General features: G+C 72.0%; 16 protein-coding genes and 1 pseudogene. 5 read left to right on the top strand and 12 right to left on the bottom strand.

The window, feature by feature from the left end:
* Window positions 1–14: 14 nt before the first annotated feature.
* Window positions 15–824, top strand: coding sequence for an FAD-dependent oxidoreductase (locus FRANEAN1_RS17805; protein ID WP_020461212.1), 810 nt, complete (start codon window positions 15–17; stop codon window positions 822–824).
* A gap of 6 nt (window positions 825–830) precedes the next feature.
* Here FRANEAN1_RS17805 and FRANEAN1_RS17800 read toward each other — a convergent pair whose 3' ends face one another.
* The 9 genes from FRANEAN1_RS17800 to FRANEAN1_RS17760 form a co-directional block, all read right to left on the bottom strand.
* On the bottom strand, window positions 831–2,570 hold the full coding sequence (locus tag FRANEAN1_RS17800; RefSeq protein ID WP_020461211.1) for a cellulose synthase catalytic subunit: 1,740 nt from the start codon (window positions 2,568–2,570) through the stop codon (window positions 831–833).
* A 258-nt stretch (window positions 2,571–2,828) separates the two neighbouring features.
* Entirely contained in the window at window positions 2,829–3,071 is a 243-nt protein-coding gene (locus FRANEAN1_RS42340) for a hypothetical protein (RefSeq protein ID WP_041254326.1), read from the bottom strand.
* Window position 3,072: 1 nt separating this feature from the next.
* Window positions 3,073–4,404: an ABC transporter substrate-binding protein gene (locus FRANEAN1_RS17790; RefSeq protein WP_020461210.1), complete on the bottom strand. Its 1,332-nt coding sequence runs from the start codon at window positions 4,402–4,404 to the stop codon at window positions 3,073–3,075.
* A gap of 58 nt (window positions 4,405–4,462) precedes the next feature.
* On the bottom strand, window positions 4,463–5,689 hold the full coding sequence (locus FRANEAN1_RS17785) for an ABC transporter substrate-binding protein (protein ID WP_020461209.1): 1,227 nt from the start codon (window positions 5,687–5,689) through the stop codon (window positions 4,463–4,465).
* Between the two features lie 377 nt (window positions 5,690–6,066).
* The gene (locus FRANEAN1_RS17780) at window positions 6,067–6,996 is read right to left on the bottom strand and encodes a hypothetical protein (RefSeq protein ID WP_020461207.1); all 930 of its coding nucleotides are present in this window, start codon (window positions 6,994–6,996) and stop codon (window positions 6,067–6,069) included.
* Between the two features lie 71 nt (window positions 6,997–7,067).
* On the bottom strand, window positions 7,068–8,039 hold the full coding sequence (locus FRANEAN1_RS17775; RefSeq protein WP_020461206.1) for a zinc-binding dehydrogenase: 972 nt from the start codon (window positions 8,037–8,039) through the stop codon (window positions 7,068–7,070).
* A 250-nt stretch (window positions 8,040–8,289) separates the two neighbouring features.
* A complete protein-coding gene (locus tag FRANEAN1_RS17770; RefSeq protein WP_020461205.1) occupies window positions 8,290–8,736 on the bottom strand; it encodes a peroxiredoxin in 447 nt (148 codons plus the stop codon).
* A gap of 168 nt (window positions 8,737–8,904) precedes the next feature.
* A complete protein-coding gene (locus FRANEAN1_RS17765) occupies window positions 8,905–9,840 on the bottom strand; it encodes an aldo/keto reductase (protein ID WP_020461204.1) in 936 nt (311 codons plus the stop codon).
* Between the two features lie 116 nt (window positions 9,841–9,956).
* On the bottom strand, window positions 9,957–10,580 hold the full coding sequence (locus tag FRANEAN1_RS17760) for a flavin reductase family protein (protein ID WP_020461203.1): 624 nt from the start codon (window positions 10,578–10,580) through the stop codon (window positions 9,957–9,959).
* A 63-nt stretch (window positions 10,581–10,643) separates the two neighbouring features.
* Between FRANEAN1_RS17760 and FRANEAN1_RS43590 the strand changes: the two are divergent.
* Window positions 10,644–11,216 (top strand): annotated as a pseudogene (locus tag FRANEAN1_RS43590) (CorA family divalent cation transporter); the annotation flags it as partial.
* Between the two features lie 31 nt (window positions 11,217–11,247).
* On the opposite strand, the gene FRANEAN1_RS43585 reads toward FRANEAN1_RS43590, so the two are convergent.
* A complete protein-coding gene (locus tag FRANEAN1_RS43585; RefSeq protein ID WP_347177240.1) occupies window positions 11,248–11,649 on the bottom strand; it encodes a transporter substrate-binding domain-containing protein in 402 nt (133 codons plus the stop codon).
* A 59-nt stretch (window positions 11,650–11,708) separates the two neighbouring features.
* On the opposite strand from FRANEAN1_RS43585, the gene tatA reads away from it, so the two are divergent.
* Together tatA and FRANEAN1_RS17740 are read left to right on the top strand one after the other, a co-directional pair.
* Window positions 11,709–11,933 (top strand): Sec-independent protein translocase subunit TatA, encoded by a 225-nt coding sequence (gene tatA, locus FRANEAN1_RS17745; RefSeq protein WP_020461201.1) that lies wholly within the window; start codon window positions 11,709–11,711, stop codon window positions 11,931–11,933.
* Window positions 11,934–12,073: 140 nt separating this feature from the next.
* Window positions 12,074–12,700, top strand: coding sequence for a peroxiredoxin (locus FRANEAN1_RS17740; RefSeq protein WP_020461200.1), 627 nt, complete (start codon window positions 12,074–12,076; stop codon window positions 12,698–12,700).
* A gap of 66 nt (window positions 12,701–12,766) precedes the next feature.
* On the opposite strand, the gene FRANEAN1_RS17735 is transcribed toward FRANEAN1_RS17740, so the two are convergent.
* Together FRANEAN1_RS17735 and FRANEAN1_RS17730 are read right to left on the bottom strand one after the other, a co-directional pair.
* Complete coding sequence (locus FRANEAN1_RS17735) at window positions 12,767–13,690, bottom strand: alpha/beta hydrolase-fold protein (RefSeq protein WP_020461199.1); 924 nt, start codon at window positions 13,688–13,690, stop codon at window positions 12,767–12,769.
* Between the two features lie 53 nt (window positions 13,691–13,743).
* Complete coding sequence (locus FRANEAN1_RS17730; RefSeq protein ID WP_020461198.1) at window positions 13,744–14,625, bottom strand: alpha/beta hydrolase fold domain-containing protein; 882 nt, start codon at window positions 14,623–14,625, stop codon at window positions 13,744–13,746.
* A 178-nt stretch (window positions 14,626–14,803) separates the two neighbouring features.
* Here FRANEAN1_RS17730 and FRANEAN1_RS17725 point away from each other — a divergent pair, with 178 nt between their 5' ends.
* Window positions 14,804–16,423, top strand: coding sequence for a phospholipid carrier-dependent glycosyltransferase (locus FRANEAN1_RS17725; RefSeq protein WP_020461197.1), 1,620 nt, complete (start codon window positions 14,804–14,806; stop codon window positions 16,421–16,423).
* Window positions 16,424–16,435 lie beyond the last annotated feature (12 nt).

The following is a 16,435-nucleotide window of genomic DNA, read 5'->3' as shown; positions in this document are numbered from 1 at the left end:
CGAGAGGACTGACGATGGCACAGGCACGTTCCCGCGGGGCAGTGGCTGAGGTCGGCATCATCGGGGCGGGAGTGCACGGCGCGAGCGCCGCGTTCCACCTGGCCCGGGCCGCGCACGACAGCATCGCGTTCCTCGCGGAGTTCGCCGAGCACACCGACGGCGGAGACGCCGGCTTCGTCCGCACCGGCGGGCTGTACCTGCACGGCCCGGACATCGACGTCGGCGCGGGCGACGGCCCCGGCCCCGGCGGCACGGGCGGGAACGTCGCGGTGGCCGTGCGGGAGGAGCAGGCCGGGTACGCCGATCCCTACCGGACGACCTGGGGCTTCGTCACCGCGGCCCGGGCGCGCGGCGCGGTGGTCCACGCCGACACCCGGGTCGTCCGGATCACCGAGACTCCCGGGCAGGTCGAGCTCACCACCGTGGACGGCACGACGCACCGGGTCCAGCGCCTGCTGCTCGCCGCCGGTCCCTGGACGGCGCCCCTGGCCGCCCAGCTCCGCGTCCCGCTGCCGCTACATGCCGAACGGCACGTGGTCGCGCTCCTCGGCCCCGTCTCCGGCAGCGGCCCCACCTCGACCGCCGGTGCCACGTCCGGCGGCGCCGGCTCCGCCCGCCGCGGCGCGGCGCCCCCGGACATCCCCGACCCCGACACCGGGGTGATCATCGACGTGGCGGGCGGGTACTACGCGGCGCCGCAGCCCGACGGCGGCTGGATGCTCGGCGGCCTCGAGCCCACCCCGCCGGTCGACTTCGACCCCGGCCGGTTCACCGCCGGTGATCAGCTGTCCGCCGGCTTCGGCACCGCCCGCATTCTCGGGTAAGCCCGGTCAGCCCTCCAGGAGGGTGACGACCGCGAAGCTCAGGACCAGTCCGAGGATGACGGCCCGGATCGGCAGCTGGGCCCGCTCCACCCGGTCCTGGCGTTCCGAGAGCGCCGACAGCGGCCCGGCCACCATCGACAGCAGCACCCCGGCCCACACCAGCGCGGACAGGTCGGCCACGTCCGGGCTGACGCCGACGACGAGAATGGTGACCACCAGACTGGCGGCGAAAAGCACCTGGGGCAGCAGCAGGAGCGACATCCGCGGCAGCGCGGTCTTCGCGGTCGCGCCGGAGTCGGGTCGGCCGGAGAGCACGACCCGCACGAACGACAGCGCGTACAGCGGAGCGTTGAACAGGGTGCTGGCCACCGTCCGCTGGGCTCCGCGCGGCCCGGTGTAGGCGACGATGAACAGCAGCGAGCCGACCAGGTACGGCAGGGCGTGCAGCACGTAGGCGGTCAGCGACACCCCGGCCGCGATCTGGACCCCGGCCAGCACGCTCAGCGGCGGCCCCAGCAGGAACATCATCTGCGCGCACGCCACCAGGTAGCCGATCCCGGTATGCAGGTAGTGCGCCCGCTGCCAGCCGGTCAGGCCGGGCTTGCGCAGCGGGTTGTCGAACAGCAGCAGGCGCAGGCCGTCCATCGCCCACCGGCTGCGCTGCTTGGCGTACTCCGCCGCGGTGGCCGGCGCGATCCCGACGGACACCGGGCCGTGGTGGTAGACGCTCTGCCAGCCGGCGGCGTGCAGCTGGTAGGAGGTGTGCAGGTCCTCGACGATGTTCCACTCACTGAAGCCGCCGACGGACTCAACCGCCGTCCGCCGGTACAGGGTGCCGTTCCCGCAGGACGACGCGGCGCTGTCGCGGTCCTTCGCCGGCTGCACCGCCTTGTACAGCATCGGTTCGGCGTTGTTGAGCACGTCATGGCGGCCGACGTCGAAGCGCTGCTCGGTGCAGACGAACCCGACCTTCGGGTCCCGCAGGTAGCCGAGGACCAGCTCGCCGAGATCGGGCACCGCGATGTGGTCGGCGTCCAGCGTCATGATCGCGTCGCCGTCGGTGCGGGCCAGGCCGTGGTTGAGGTTCGCGGCCTTGCCGCGAGGCCCGTCGGTGCGGGTGAAGCAGATGATCCCGAGCCGAGCGGCGAGGGCGTCGATGTCGCGCCAGTTGGGCCGGCCGGCGATCCGCCCGTCGTTGAGGACGTAGGTGCGGTGCGGGTAGTCGATCGCCAGCGCCGCGCGCAGCGTCGCCTCGACCATCTCGACCGGCTCGCCGCAGACGGTGACGAAGACGTCGAGGGTGCCGGCTGGCGCCGGGGCGCGCCGGACGTGGCCGGTGCGCATCCGGCCGGTCATCACCGCCGTCCACACGATCGTGAGGTAGCTGACGATCTCGGCCGCGTAGAACAGGTGGCCGGCCACGCCGGTGCCGTCCAGCGTCCCGGCGCGCCACACCGCGTACACCGCGCCGATCAGCGTGATCGCGACCCCGACGACCCGTCCGGCGACGGCCCTCCACCACGCGACGGGCACCCGGACCCAGGTGTCGACGCCGTCCAGCGGCGGGATCCCGGCCCGGGCGGCGTCGCGGATGTCGCCGGCCACGGCCTGCGCCGGGATCGCCGGGACGGCCGGGGCCGCGACCGCGGACGGCTCACGCGGAGCCAGGCTGGGCGGTGCTGACGGTGGCGCGAACTCGGGTGAAGCCGGGCCGGCCGCGTCGGCGGGCGCTGCCTGGTACGCCATACAAGTCCCTTCTCTATCCCCCCAACACGCATCCTGTCAGCTGGTCATTTCGGGCTAGTTCGCTGGGGGGCGGCAGCCGCCGGACGCCGCCACCTATGTGGTCTCGCCGGGCCCCACCGCGGTGCCAACCGCGTCCGCCGGCCCGCGCGCTGCCAGCCCTTCGCGCCGACGGCGGTGCGGTGGGCGCGGGGGTGCGGCGGGAGGCACGAGGGACGCGGCGGGCCGCCGACTCCCGGACGGCGCCGTCCAGTGTGATCGTCATCGGCGGGCCTCCGTGACGGCACCCGGGCGCTCACCGCCGGACGCACCACCGGGCGCAGCGTCGTCGGAGCGGGTGCGCGTCGCGGCGGCCCGCGCCAGGCGGGACTCGACGTGGTCGAGCCAGCGGATCTCGGCCTCGGCGGCGAAGACAGCGAAGGTCGCGGGGCAGGCGGGTGGACGGCCGCTGCCCGCGCACCGCCCGTCACGGCGGCGGCCGGGACCGCCGCCGTGACCCGTCACCTCAGCCGAAGCTCGTCGGCTTCGGCTCGGACCAGGTGGTGTCCTTCGGCGGCCAGCAGACGAACGGCTTGTCCTTCGTTCCACCGACGATCTCGAACTTCCCGCCCCGCACGCGGACGAGCGCCCGGCAGTCGAGCTTGTAGCCGTTGGTGACCGGGTCGGCCTTGGAACGCTGGTTGTGCTGACGCGACCAGTCCACCGGAACGGTCAGGCCATCCGCGGTGTAGTCGGTCAGGTGGTTGGTGGCGTCGATCACGGACGCCTGGGTGAACGCCGGCCCCGCCTTGAGGATGCCCTGGTAGGCGAGGTCCGCGTTGATCCATCCGTACATCGCCATCTCGTCGGGCCGGCCGCCCACCTTGCCGATCCACTTCTTGAACGTGGCCATGGCGGTGTCCGCGGGATCGGCCTCGAACGGCCGGAACCCGACACTGACGTAGTCACCCTCGAAAAGCGCGCCGGCCTCCTCGACGAACTCCTGGTTGTAGGTGTTCAGGTGGTACATCGGGACGTCGCCCATGCCCTGCCGCTCGAGTTCCTGGGCCAGGGTCTTCATGCCGTTCAGATCGAGACAGGTGATGACCAGCTGCGCGTCCGCGCGCTTCATCGCGGCCACCTCCGGACCGACCCCGTTACTCAGGCCGAACGCCAGGGTGTCATTCTTGTAGACGATCTCCTGGTCGGTGGCCGCACCGTACCGCTCGATCGTGTCGGTGATCTGGGTGACGCACTGCTTCGAGTTGTCGGACACGCCGTACCCGAGCGCCGCGATCCGCTTGGTGCCGGCCAGTTCGGCGACGTAGGTGAAAGTGCGGTCCATGCAGTCCAGGCAGGGCGGGGCCGCGTTACCGAAGATGCTCTTCCGGCCGATCATCTGCGCCGGGTGGATGTCCCATCCATACAACGGGATCCCCGCGTCCGCGAAGTTCTGCCATCCGCTGGCGAGCTGCGGGGCGCTGAAGGTCGCGAAGGTGTCCTTCGCCGACACGATCTCGATCGCCTTCTGCTGGTTCTGCCCGAGCGCGTCATCGAGCTCCTGGGCGACGACGAGCTTGCGGCCGTGGACGCCACCCTCGCTGTTCCGGTAGTCGAAATACGCCTTGACCCCCTGGGAGAAGCAGTCCAGCAGGCAGGTGCCCAGCGGGTTGTTGGTTCGCGTCCCCAGGACGGAGAACCGGATCTCGGCGTTCGTGACACCCGGTACCGCGCCGCCACCCGCGGACGAGGCGGGGGCGGCGGTGTTCGAGTCGGAGGAGTTCGAGCAGGCGGCGACCAGACAGCCGACGGCGAGCAGGATGGCCAGGCAGCGCAGGCGGCGGCCATGACGTTTCATGGTCGGGCGGTTTCCTTCGGTCGGAGTACACGGATCGCACGTGGGCGGCACCGGCTCGTCAGTCGGCGAGCCGATGTCCGCAGTAGTTCGGGCTGACGATCTCGATGGCGGAGCCTTCGGGGTTCACCTCGACGAACGAGTAGCACTCGGCGGGCTTGCCGAAGTCACGTTCGAGGTCGATGTCGCCGATGAGGCCACCGGCGTTGTAGCCCTTCACCGCCCGGAGGCCGTCGATGTAGCCCTGCCGGGTCGGGCAGTCCCCCGCCTCCTCCAGGCCCCGGATGAACATGTCGGCGATGATGTAGCCGACCAGCGCCAGCGTCTGGTCGGTGTCCTGCAGCTGCGGGGCGTAGGTGGCCATCGCGGCGCGGTAGGCGTCGAGCGCGGGCGACTTCGTCTCCAGCGGTATGTAGGCGGCGAACGTCGTCAGACCGGCCAGCTGCGAGCCGTAGGTCTCCAACAGCTCGGCGTTCGGCGCGGGGCTGCTGCTGAGGATGACCTTGAGCGGGACGCCCTGGCGCCGCGCGGCCGCGACGACCTTGGCCAGGCCCTCCGTGCTCAGCGTGCCGGCCAGCGTGTCGATGCCCTCCTCGGCCATCTGCCGCGCGAGCTGGTCCGCCTGGGCCGAGACGGGGTTGTCGTCGGTGCCGACCGAGGTCGTCGTGATTCCCACCGACCGGAAGCTGGAGGTGAACTGTTCGGCGATGTGCGTCGACACGGTCGGGTCGAGCGGGTTGTACAGGATCATCGCCTTGGTCCCGCCGCGCTCATGGACGAACTTGCCGAACGTGTCGGCCGAGCCCTTCGCCGTGAAACTGTAGTTGAAGGAGAACATGTTCCGGTACTTCGCCCACGCGTCCTCCACGGCGATCCCGAGCACCGGAATCCCGCGCTCCGCGAGATAGGCGGCGCTACCCGAGGCCACCGTGCTCGTCTCGAGCATGCCGAAGATGCTTTCCCGCTCCGTCAGTGTGCGGGCCATCGTGAGATTCATCGACACCTTGGCCGTGTCGTCTCGCCAGTCATAGACGATCTGGCGCCCGTGCACACCGCCGGCCGCGTTCACCGCTCCGAATCGGGCGTCGATTCCGGCCCGGGCGGCACTGAACGTCACCGCACCGAGCCCGGTGTCCGGAAACAACAGCCCCAGCTTGACCTCGTCCGCGGTGACACCCTCGGTGGTACAGGACATCGCGCTCTGCGTCGCGCCGCCCTGACAGCCGGTCAGGGCGGCGGTGCATAACAGCACGGCGGACAACCACGACAGTGAACGAGTTGTCGCCATGCAAGCCTCCCGGGGGTCGAGCCGCTTCTTGCAGCCACCGTATCCCGGACGTCCAACATGGGTAACGACCTACTCACAACTATGAATCGGCGCTCCTATACCACCTCGCGAATGATCACTCCGGCGTGCATGGACACTATGCTCCGATGGACGCGAACAATATGACCGAAACAGCGGTCGCGATTCAACAGGTACTCGCTGACCTGGGTTGATGCTCTGTCATGAGAACCTCCGCCGCAGCCCGCCCCGGGCCCCGGGGCGGGCCACACCGACGGCGCCCCGTGGCGCGCTGTCGGGTGACCACGCACCGCGCCGCGCCACCGATAGCCGATCCATTGCGCACTCGTTGACCTGACCGGGCCTGGCGTCACCGCCTCTCAGGGGCGGAGCAGCGACCGGACCTGCTCCCGCGGGAAGAACTCCTGGTTCTCGCCCCAGCCCTGCTGGCCGTCCCAGCGCCAGTCGGTCAACGTCCAGAACGCCAGCCTGCCGGGCCAGCCGAACCAGCGCAGGGCGGTCACCACCTCGCCCTCGGCGTGCAGCGACCGCCCGCGGTCGTCCTCGGCGTCGAGCACGACCCTCGTCGGTGCGCCGCGACGCCGTTCCAGCACCCGCCGCTCACCGCGGACGAGCTCGCCCAGCTCACCGTTGCGGACGAGATAACCGTTCATCACCAGATCCACGCCGGGCTCGTCGTCGGCGATGGAGATCGCGTGCCAGTGCGAGTCCGGTGCGGCGATGGCCCAGAGGTAGTCCCCGGATCGCGACGCGCCCGGGCGGTGCGGGCCCCATGTACGGTCGCGCAGCGAGTAGCAGTCGATCTCGATCCGCTCGCCGTCCAGCACCAGCCACCCGGTGGCGCGCCCGGGCTGGTCGAAGTGCCGGGCCCCGGTCATCGTCTCCAGGTCGCTGTAGCGGATCTCGTGCGGCGCCATCAGCGCCGTCCACTCGAGGTCGAGCTCCAGGCCGAGCTCGGCGTAGGACAGCCGGTAGCTCCGTAACGGCTCGAGCACCTCCTGGCGGAGGCTGTTCGGCAGCCGGAAGTCACGGAAGTCGAGCGGGCCGGTGGCCGGCTGGGTCCAGCGCCAGTCGTAGAAGCGGCAGTCGTAGGTCTCCTCGCCACTGGCATCCCACAGCGCGGGCCCGCCACCGGAGACGCCGGTCCGGACGTCGTGAAAGTAGTAGACGAAGCCGTTCATGCCCCGCTCGGGGATAGCGAAGCCGAACCAGGCACTTTCCTTCCAGTAGGGGTCCTCACCCGCGGGGTGGAAGATCTCGTCGGCGGTGGCGTCGATCGGCCTGGTCACAGCCTCTGCCCTTCGTCTGGGACGCGGCACGGGACGGCCGCGGCCCCGGTGACGATAGGGGGTGCGGGTTCTCAGACGACGTCGAGCACGGCCCGGCGGCGCCGGGTCCGGCCGGCGGCGAAGCTCTCGAGCAGACCCGTGACCTCACCCCAGCCACCGCGCCAGCCCGGCCGTGGGCACAGCCGCCCGGCGGCGACCAGCTCGACGACCGTGGCCAGGTCGCCGCCGACCGGCCAGCTGCCCCAGAACCCGCGGACACGTCGGCGCAGCGGGCTCGCGAAGGCCGCCGGCGGGAAGACCATCCGCTCCCCGGAGATCGCGCCGACCGCGAGGGCGGTGCCGCCCTCCGCCAGCAGGTCGACCGCCCGGGTCATCGTCGACCCGCCCACCACGTCGACCACCACGTCCACCGGCCGCAACGACGCGGCTGGCTCAGCCGTGGCCGGATCGCCCCCGACCGGGTCACCCGGATCCGTCGCCGGCAGCTCGGTGCGGACCTCGTGGGCGCCGGCCGCCCGCAGGTCGTCGGCGTCCGCGGGATCGCGCGCCACGGCGACGACCTCGGCCCCGCGCAGCGCGGCCAACTGAACGGCGAACCAGCCCACGCCGGCACCGGCGCCGGTGACGAGGACGCGGCTGCCGGCGAGCCCCTCGACCTCACCGAGGGCCTGCACCGCGGAGACCGCCGGCAGCGCGAGCCCAGTCAGCACGCCCGGATCCACACCCGGCGGCAGCATGGCAACGTCACCGGTGCTGGCGGTGACGAGCTCCGCCCAGGCCCCGGGCGCCGGCAGCAGGGTGAGCACCGTCGACCCCACCGGCGGGCCACTCCCGTCAGCTGCGGCCTCGACGACCACACCCGCCGCGTCGAACCCCCAGACTCCGCCGTCGCCGAGCATCGCCGCGGCATAGCCCGTGTCGCGGTCGACCAGCGAGATCGCCGCCGTTCTGATCAGCACCTGGTCGGGCCCGGGTACCGGATCGGGCACCTCCCCAAGCCGCAGCCCGCCGGCCGCCGACCCGTCCGTCACAAGTGCCCGCATTTCTCCACTCTCCGCCCTCATTCTGATGCCCACGGTGACGGAGATCGAGATGCCTCCAGCCCGTAGGCAGGACCGAATTTCCATCACGGTATCGACGACGAAACCGGTCGGTTCAGATTGAGAGGCGTGTCGCGTCCGGCGTGAGGCAGGTCTCGGCACGACGGAGCGGGGTCGGGCTGACCGCTCACCGGGTGGTGCGGCGGTCCGCGGGCGTGGCCTCAGGCCTCAGACCCGGCCCTGACGTCAGGCCTCAGCCAAGTGCGCGCAGCGCGTCGAGCGCCTTGTCCGCGTGCCGGTTCATCGCGAACTCCGAGTCGATCCGGGCGACGACCGTTCCGTCCCGGTCGAGGACGAACGTGGCCCGCTTGTTGGGGCCGAACTTACGGCGGACCCCGAACGCGTCCGCGATCGTCCGGCTGGTGTCGGCGAGGAGCGGGAAGCCGAGGGAGTGCTTGGCGCTGAACTCGGCCTGCTTGGCGGTGTCGTCCGCGCTGACGCCGACGATGCCGGCGCCGATCGCCGCGAACTCGCTCGCCAGGTCGCGGAAGTGGCAGCTCTCCCTGGTACAACCCGGGGTCATCGCCGCCGGGTAGAAGAACACGACCAGCGGCCCCTTCGCCAGCAGGTCCGACAGCCGCAGTTCGGCGCCGGTCTCGTCAACACCGGACAGGTCACCGACCCGGTCTCCCACGTTCATCCGAGGGCCCTCCACTCGTTCGCGAACCGGCATCCTGGCCACCGGGCGACCGAATCCTCCCACCTGTGCACGGTAGGTGACATACCGAGTGGATCGGACCGGCGCGCACTCAGGCCGGCAACGGGCACGCCGGTCGAGCACGTGCCGGTCAGGCGGGCGCCGGCTTGTTCAGCCCGCGGCGGGCTGGGGCAGCGCGGCCAGGTCGTCCTCCGTCAGCGACCACCCGGCGGCGGCGGCGTTCGCCGACACCTGCTCGGGGCTGGTCGCACCGGCGATCACCGACGCCACGCCGTCCTGGGCGGCGAGCCAGGCGATCGCCAGCTCCAGCACGGAGTGGCCGCGGTCGGTGGCGAACGCGATGAGGGCGTCGAGGTGGGCGAAGTTCTCCTCGGTCGCCATCGCGGCGAAGTAGGAGCTGGAGGCCAGCCGGCTGCCGGCCGGGAACGGCTCACCGGCCCGGTACTTCCCGCTGAGCATCCCGGAGGCGAGCGGGAAGTAGGGCACGATCCCCATGTCCGCCTTGAGCGCCGCCGGGACGATCTCCGCCTCGACGGCCCGCCGGAGCAGGCTCCACTCGATCTGGGCGGCGACGAACGGAGCGACGTTCCGCTCGGTGGCGAACGCCGACCGCGCCTCGATCTGCTCGGCGCTGACGTTCGAGCAGGCGATGCTGAGTACCTTGCCCGAGCGCACCAGCTCCTCGAAGGTCTCCATCGCCTCGCTCAGCGACGCCTCGGCGTCGGGAAAGTGCTGGTAGTAGACGTCGATGCGGTCGGTGCCGAGGCGGCGCAGGCTGCCTTCGCACCCCTCCAGGATCCGCCGCCGCAACGCGCCGGGCGTGTACGCCTCGCCCTGCGGGCGCGGGAGCACCTTGGTCGCGATGACCGCGGCGTCGCGGCGGGAGCCGAGCGCGGCGCCGAGGAACTCCTCCGACGCGCCGGCGCCGTACATCTCGGCCGTGTCGAAATGGGTGATCCCGAGATCGAGGGCCGCGTGGACGACGGCCGCGCTCTCGGCGGCACCGAGCCGGGCCCCGAAGTTGTTGCAGCCCAGCCCGACGATCGAGACGGCTGGTCCGGCACTGCCCAACGGGCGGGTCCGCATGACGGTGTCTCCTTGGTTCCGCTCGGCACCACGGCACGAGTTGGTCGACGGCGTGCCTCGACGCGGAGGCCGCCCGGGAGGCGGTCGATCGGTCAGCCGCGCGGAGCGCACGCTCCTCAGCGCGCGCCGCGGATACTCAGATCGCCGTCGCCGATCGTCCCATCCGGCTCTCCGGCACCCGGTCGAGGGCCCGCGCCACCCGCCGACGCCGTCTGGACGGTGCCGTAGGCGCCGTCGTGGTAGACCAGCGGGGCCTCGGCCCGGCCGGTCTGGCTGTCGAGCACCTCGGCGACGACGAGATGATGGTCGCCCTCGACGGTGCGGCGCCGGATGCGGCACAGCAGCCAGACCGCGGCGTCGAGCAGCAGCGGCTCGCCGCCGGGGAGCGCCCGCCACCGCGTCGGCGGGCCGAACCGGTCGGCGCCCGGCTGCGCGAACCGGGCCGCCAGCTCATTCTGCCCCTCCGACAGCATGTGGACCATGAGCGTCTCGCTGGCCTCGAGCACGGGCGCGATGGACGACCGCACGGACAACGCCAGCGACACCAGCGGTGGACGCTCGGACAGTGAGGCGACAGACGTCGCTGTGAACCCCACCGGACCGCATGGTCCCGCCATCGTCACGATCGTCACGCCGGCGGCATGACGCCGGAAGGCACGCGCGAGCGCGCCCGGGTCGGCGACACTGCGGGCCGGTGACCGGCGCGGCGTCGGGTGCTGCGCGGAGACCTGCTTCGGCATAACCACACCCTTTCCCAGCGACACCGATCTAACAACCACGGACGCCCCCGATCAGCGCGGCGGATGGCGGGCCGACGCAGCTGGCATGCTCGCGCTGTGACGGAACCGCCCCCGCCGCAGTGCCCCACCCGGACCCGGCTCTACCGCGCCGGGTCGGTGGCGGACAAGGACGAGTTCGACGTCGACGCGCTGATCACCAACTGGGACCTGAACGCGGGCCTCGTCTCCGGCGGCAACCAGGTCGCGGTGCTCGCCCACGGGCTGCTCGACGCGGTGGTCGACGGCCACTACCTGGCCGTCCAGCAGCTCGACGACGCGATCGAGGATCTGCAGGACTGTCTGTTCCAGCCGCGCCCCGGCAGCGACGTCCGCCGCCGGGGCTACGAACTGAGCGTGCGGCTGGCGCGCCTGCGCCGCGTCGTCGCCCCGATGCAGGACGTCGTCGCCCGGCTGGTGCGCAGCGACAGCCAGCTGGTGGACGAGACCCTGGCCCCGTACTTCCACGATGTGGCCGACCATTCCCTGCGGGCAGCCGAAACCATCGATGCCGGCCGCGACCGCATCAACAGCATTGTCGAGACACAGCTCAACGAGCAGAGCGCCCAGCTCAACGAGATCACCAAGAAACTGGCCGCCTGGGCCGCGATCATCGCCGTCCCGACCGCGGTCACCGGTTTCTACGGCCAGAACGTCCGTACCCGGGCTTCGGGGGCCACGGCGGCTTCATCGCGAGCTGCCTCGTCATCATCGTCCTCGCCGGCGGCGTCTGGTTCGTGCTGCGCCACAGGGCTACCCCGTAGGGCTCGTCCAGGGTCGCGGAGTCGGTCCCGAACACCCTGTCGAAGGCCGACGGGGCCACCTCGAGGTACTCGTCCTGATCGGCCATGCCGGCCAGAACGACGTCATCGGTCGCCGCGGCGTCCGCCCGGCCCTGTTGGACCGCGACGAGGCAGTCTGCGGCGCGCGGGAGCTCGATGACCGTCAGTCCGGGAATCGGTGGCCGGGACGGCGTGGCCGCCGGCGCCCCGGCGGCCGCCTCGCGCTGAGAGCAGGCCCGGGTCCGGAGCACGTAGCATCCGATCTGGCCCGGCAAGGCGGACACGCACTCGTCCCGAAGAGGATGGTTCCATGGCTGACATCGGTACTCCCGAGCTGCTCATCATCGCAGTGGTCGTCCTGGTCCTCTTCGGTTCCAAGAGGCTTCCCGACGCCGCCCGGTCCCTCGGCCGGTCCCTGCGGATCTTCAAGTCGGAGATCAGGGCGCTCGACACAGACGCGCCGGCCGCGCCGCAGGGCCCGGCACCGGCCACAGCCGAAGTCCCGATGCCACCGAGCGCCACCTCGGCTCAGTAGCCACCGACGCTCCCCCGGCACGGGAAGAAAAAGGCTCGTCCGGCGGCCACATGAGGTCTCGCACGTACGGTCGCGGCCGATCGACCGTAGCCTTGGCCTGGCCTGAACAACCACCCGACGCTACGACGAAAGGACGGCCCGTGGGTCTCCGCCTGGGCGACACCGCTCCCGACTTCACCGCCACGACCACCGACGGCGAGATCACCTTCCTCGAGTGGAAGAAGGACTCGTGGGCGGTCTTCTTCAGCCACCCGGCCGACTTCACCCCCGTGTGCACCACCGAGCTGGGCCGCACCGCCGCGCTGCAGAGCGAGTTCCAGAAGCGGAACACCAAGGCTCTCGCGCTGTCCGTCGACCCGGTCGACCAGCACAACGCCTGGGCGCCGGACATCGCCGAGGTCGCCGGCAGCGCGCTCAACTTCCCGATCGTGGCCGACCCCGACCACCGCATCGCCGAGCTGTACGACATGATCCACCCGGGTGAGGGCGACACCTCCACCGTGCGTTCGGTGTTCATCATCGACCCCGCCAACAAGGTGCGGCTCTCCCTCACCTACCCGAAGTCGGTGGGCCGCAACTTCGACGAGATCATCCGCGTCATCGACGCGCTCCAGGCCACGGACGCGAACCCCATCGCGACCCCGGCCGACTGGAAGCCCGGCGACCGCGTGATCGTCGCGATCTCGGTCTCGACCGAGGACGCCAAGAAGCGGTTCCAGAACGTCGAGGAGACCAAGCCCTACCTGCGCTACGCCGACGCTCCCTGATCGATCACGTCACCGGTCTCGTCCCGCCCGATCGTGGGGCGAGGCCGGCCGCCGGCCGCGCGTCCGTCAGGCCGCGCGGCTCAGCGCGCCGCTGAGGAAGGCGAGCTGCGCCGGCGCGACGGAACGCCAGTATTCGGGGGTGTGACCGCCCGGGCCGAAGTTCTGTTCGCTCGCCGCCAGGTCGCGGGCGGCCTGGCGGGACACGGCGAAGAACGGGTCGGCGGCGCCGCAGTCGATTCGGTACGACACGCCCGGCACGGGTGGCGTCCCGAGGACCGGGTGGGCCGCGAAGTCGGCCCTGGAGTCGAAGGCGCCGGGGGCGCTCGCCCCGTGGGACGGCCACATAGCCGGGCTGCTCGCCGCAACCGCCACGACCAGTCCGGGATGGCGACGGGCCAGTAGCAGCGCGCCGTACCCTCCCATCGACCATCCCGTCGCCGCCAGCCGGGTAGCCCGCAGGCCCAGCCCGGCGAACCGGGGCAGCACCTCGTCAATGATCATTTTTTCGGGGTCGTCACCCGAGGCGCGGCGATGCCAGTAGGTCTCGCCGCCGTCGACGGCGACGAGGGCGAACGGCGCCACGCCCACCGCCAGGGCCGCGGTGAGATGCCGGTCGAGGTTCAGCAGGCTGACCGACCGCTCGGCGTCATCCCCCCGGCCGTGCAGGACGAGGCAGGCCGGCAGCCCGTCCCGGGACCCGCCCGGCGCGATCACCACCATGCCGACCTGCCGGCCCCTGGCCGCGCTCGCGAAGGTCACCCGTGAGACCTCCACGGGGCCGGCCGTGACCGCCGAAGCGGCCGGCGTTCCCGCCCCCGCCACCGGAGTGGTCGCCGCCGGAGCCGGTGCCGGTGACGGGGACGACGCGGGTGGGACGGGTGACACGGGCGCGGCGGAGCCAGCCGAGCATCCGGCGAGGCCCCCACCGACCGCGGTCGCCGCGAAGGCCAGCAGCACCCGCCGGCTCGGCGGCACCGCTCTCGAGGGCATGGTGGGAATCGTCCCATCCCGGTCTGGCCGCGGGGTCGGCGGTGCCGCCACGGTCAGCTGGCGACGTCCCGCACGATCACGCGGGACGCCGCGCGGCCCTCCGGCACCGGGATGAGCGGGTAGACGTGCACGGCCCCGTCGCGGACCGTTAGCTCCACCTGGAGGCCCTCGGCGGCGGCCCGCTTCTGGAAACGCAGGACGTCGGGGTAGAGCAGGTCGCGGGTGCCGACGTACACCTGCGTCGGGGCGATGCCGGTGAGCCGCCCGTTCATCGGGCTGAGCCGCGGTGCGGCCGGGTCGTCGCCGTCGGCCCAGGCGCGACCGGCCTCCACCAGGCCGATGCGGGTCAGCCAGGGGTCGCGGGCCTCCGCCGCCGCGACCGCCGGGTCGGCCAGGGTGAGGTCCAGCCACGGGGAGATGAGTACCAGGCCACGTGGCTGCGGCAGCCCGTGGTCTTCCAGGGTCTGCGCGAACCCCAGCGTCAACCCGGCGCCGGCGGAGTCCCCGGCGATGGTGACCGTGGCCGGGTCCATCTCGTCGAGCAGCCGCCGGTAGACCGTGGTGAGGAACGGATACGCCTCGCGGTAGGTGTGTTGCGGCGCGAGGCCGTAGTCGGGGACGTCCACCCGCACCCCGGCGTCGGCGAGCCGGGAGACCAGCGTCCAGTGCTGTGGCGCCATGCCGTTGATGTAGGAGCCGCCGTGGATGTAGACCGCCCCCCGCGTGGCGGGCCGGCCCTTCGGGGCGACGGTGTGGCAGGGGAACCCCTCGACCTGCCGGCTGCTCACCGAGTGCCGCCGGCGCAGGGCCGCCGGCGGCGCCGTCGGCCGCTTCCGCGCCGCGATCCGCCGGTGGGCCCGTTCGACGGTGGCCGTCCCCGGCTTTCTGGTCAGCCGCAGAATCGCGGCGACGGCCCTCATCTGCAAGCTGGTCATCCACGCCCCTTCTGGTGTCATTAGACCAGTCCGGACGCCTCCGCCGCGAGGACACATCCCGGGCCGCGCACGACGCGGAGGGGCCTCCTCGACGCGGAGACCAGCGATCCCCGTGTGCGGCGCGGACCCGAGTGCCACCAGTTGTCCGTCTCGTCGGCGCAGTCCCTAGCCTGGCCATGTGACGGCAGCAACAACAGCTGATTTCTCCCGCTCCGGAACCGACCAGGCCGGTTCCGACCGGCGGCGCCCGCCCGGGTCCGCGGCCGACGCGCTGCGGATGCGGCTGTGCCCGCCGATGCCCGGTGACCGGGTGATCGGCTGGGTGGCCGCGCTCGCGGTCACCGCCGTCGCGGGCATCCTGCGGTTCTGGCAGCTCACCGAGCCGCGGGGCATGAAATTCGACGAGGTCTACTACACCAAGGACGCCTGGGGCCTGATGACCTCGGGCTACGAGGTGAACAGCGAGACCTGCACCGGCCCCGCCTTCGTGGTGCATCCGCCCCTGGGCAAGTGGTTCATGGCCGCCTCCGAGAAGATCTTCGGCTACACCGACTGCGCCGGCGTCGCGCACGGCAGCCCAGAGCTCGGATGGCGGTTCGCCTCGGCGCTGTTCGGCACGCTGGCGGTGCTGGTGCTCACCCGCACCGCACGGCGGATGTTCCGGTCCACCGTGCTCGGCTGCTTCGCGGGCCTGCTGCTGACCCTGGACGGGCTGGAGTTCGTCCAGAGCCGGATCGGCATCCTCGACATCTTCCTGATGACAGGGCTCGTGCTCGCGCTGGCCTGCCTGGTACTCGACCGCGATCACGGCCGGGCCGCGCTCGCCGCGCGCGTCGCCGCGGGCCCGCCGTCCGGTGGCGCGCCGTCCAAGGCGACCGAACGCTTCGTCCGCTACGGGCCGCGCGCCGGGCTGCGGCCCTGGCGGATCGCCGCCGGGCTGTGCCTCGGGGCGTCGATGGGCGTGAAGTGGAGCGCGCTCTACACGCTGGTCGGTCTCGCCGCGCTGGCCCTGGCCTGGGATGTCGGTGCCCGGCGCACCGCGGGCGCGCGGCGGCCGGTGCGCGGGGCGCTGCGCCGCGACCTGCCGGCCTGGTCCGGCTGTTACATCCTGCTGCCGATCGTGACGTTCCTGGCCACCTGGACGGGCTGGTTCGTCACCGACGGCGGTTACAACCGGCACAGGTACGGCGACGGGTTCTTCGCCGCCTGGCACGGCTGGTGGGACTACCAGCAGGACATCCTCGACTTCCACGAGCACCTGAGCGCGCCGCACGTGGCGCAGTCCACGCCGCTGAGCTGGCTGGTGCTCGCCAGGCCGGTGGTCTACGCCTACGACAGCCCGAAGCTCGGCGAGCGGGGTTGCCACGCCGCCGCCGGCTGCTCCCGCGAGGTGCTGGCCCTGGGCAATCCGGCGGTCTGGTGGGTCGGCACAGCCGCGCTGGTCGCGATGCTCGCGCTGTGGGTCAGCCGGCGCGACTGGCGGGCCGCCCTGGTACTCGTCGGCTTCGGCTCGTCGTTCCTGCCGTGGCTGGCGTTCCCCAACCGGACGATGTTCTTCTTCTACGCCCTGCCGTCGCTGCCGTTCCTGATCCTCGGGATCACCGCGTCCGCCGGCCTCGCGCTCGGCCCCCGCGACGCGTCGGACACCCGCCGCATGATCGGGGCGTTGTCGTTCGGGCTCTACCTGGCCGCCGTCGTGCTGATGTTCGCCTACTTCTACCCGATCCTCGCCGCCCAGACGATTCCGCTGAGCTCCTGGCGCGACCGCATGTGGTTCCCCGGCTGGATCGTCGCCTGAGGCCCGAATCGA

Origin of the sequence: Parafrankia sp. EAN1pec (assembly GCF_000018005.1) — a bacterium.
Lineage (GTDB): Bacteria > Actinomycetota > Actinomycetes > Frankiales > Frankiaceae > Parafrankia > Parafrankia soli.
Note: the sequence above shows the minus strand (reverse complement) of the source record. Positions and strands in the feature narration are given on the sequence as shown.

What these genes read in the sequence shown, in the direction of transcription:
- FRANEAN1_RS17765 (WP_020461204.1), bottom strand. Translation starts at nt 9,840, where the DNA reads ATGCGGACCCGCCCGTTGGGCAGTGCCGGACCAGCCGTCTCGATCGTC.
- FRANEAN1_RS17760 (WP_020461203.1), bottom strand. Translation starts at nt 10,580, where the DNA reads ATGCCGAAGCAGGTCTCCGCGCAGCACCCGACGCCGCGCCGGTCACCG.
- tatA (WP_020461201.1), top strand. Translation starts at nt 11,709, where the DNA reads ATGGCTGACATCGGTACTCCCGAGCTGCTCATCATCGCAGTGGTCGTC.
- FRANEAN1_RS17805 (WP_020461212.1), top strand. Translation starts at nt 15, where the DNA reads ATGGCACAGGCACGTTCCCGCGGGGCAGTGGCTGAGGTCGGCATCATC.
- FRANEAN1_RS17770 (WP_020461205.1), bottom strand. Translation starts at nt 8,736, where the DNA reads ATGAACGTGGGAGACCGGGTCGGTGACCTGTCCGGTGTTGACGAGACC.
- FRANEAN1_RS17775 (WP_020461206.1), bottom strand. Translation starts at nt 8,039, where the DNA reads ATGCGGGCACTTGTGACGGACGGGTCGGCGGCCGGCGGGCTGCGGCTT.
- FRANEAN1_RS17735 (WP_020461199.1), bottom strand. Translation starts at nt 13,690, where the DNA reads ATGCCCTCGAGAGCGGTGCCGCCGAGCCGGCGGGTGCTGCTGGCCTTC.
- FRANEAN1_RS17730 (WP_020461198.1), bottom strand. Translation starts at nt 14,625, where the DNA reads ATGACCAGCTTGCAGATGAGGGCCGTCGCCGCGATTCTGCGGCTGACC.
- FRANEAN1_RS17785 (WP_020461209.1), bottom strand. Translation starts at nt 5,689, where the DNA reads ATGGCGACAACTCGTTCACTGTCGTGGTTGTCCGCCGTGCTGTTATGC.
- FRANEAN1_RS17790 (WP_020461210.1), bottom strand. Translation starts at nt 4,404, where the DNA reads ATGAAACGTCATGGCCGCCGCCTGCGCTGCCTGGCCATCCTGCTCGCC.
- FRANEAN1_RS17800 (WP_020461211.1), bottom strand. Translation starts at nt 2,570, where the DNA reads ATGGCGTACCAGGCAGCGCCCGCCGACGCGGCCGGCCCGGCTTCACCC.